The sequence below is a fragment of the Microvirga tunisiensis genome, assembly GCF_009296175.1.
Lineage (GTDB): Bacteria > Pseudomonadota > Alphaproteobacteria > Rhizobiales > Beijerinckiaceae > Microvirga > Microvirga tunisiensis.
Map to the genome: position 1 here is coordinate 1 of NZ_VOSK01001009.1, position 528 is coordinate 528.

Here is a 528-nt window from a genome sequence, read left to right on the forward strand (position 1 = left end):
TTTGCGGCCGCTGCAGCCGCAGCACCAACTCAATCAGCTCTTCCTTGCTCAAACGTTCAAGATCGCCGCGGCCCATACCAGCAGGGAATCAGCGAATCCCAGTTGGCGCAAGGGCCTGGGTAATTACCTGGGATCGGCTCAATGCCCACCGCTCACGGGCGACAACGGACTTCATCGCTGCGCATGCGCAGGACTATGCGGTGGCCTATCTGCCGGCGTATGCCCCGGAGTTGAATCCGGAAGAGCAATGCAATGCCCTCGTCAAACGCGCCATGGCGAACGCATTGCCCGGCTCAGTCGACGACCTGCATCGGCTCGCCCGTCGCGAGTTTGGCCGGCTGAAGCGTCACCCCGAGATGATCGTCCGCTTCTTCCGCCATGCAGGCCTCTCCGTTACCGGCTGTCATAGGGCGGTGAATACTGCCTGATTGTGGGCCTCGAAAATTCCCTAGCTGATGCCCTGCCGTCGCGGCCTGAGCCACGCTCTCGCCGTGCAGGCGCTCCCGCCATCGTCGATGATTCTCTCCG

1 protein-coding gene and 1 pseudogene are annotated in these 528 nt (G+C 62.3%); one reads left to right on the forward strand and one right to left on the reverse strand.

What is annotated here, in order from left to right; genetic code table 11:
- Positions 1–44 precede the first annotated feature (44 nt).
- Positions 45–248: pseudogene (locus tag FS320_RS51445) on the forward strand (transposase); the annotation flags it as partial.
- 45 nt (positions 249–293) lie between these two features.
- On the opposite strand, the gene FS320_RS49610 reads toward FS320_RS51445, so the two are convergent.
- The coding region (locus FS320_RS49610) for a hypothetical protein (protein WP_244627799.1) at positions 294–528 on the reverse strand (235 nt) is incomplete at its 5' end.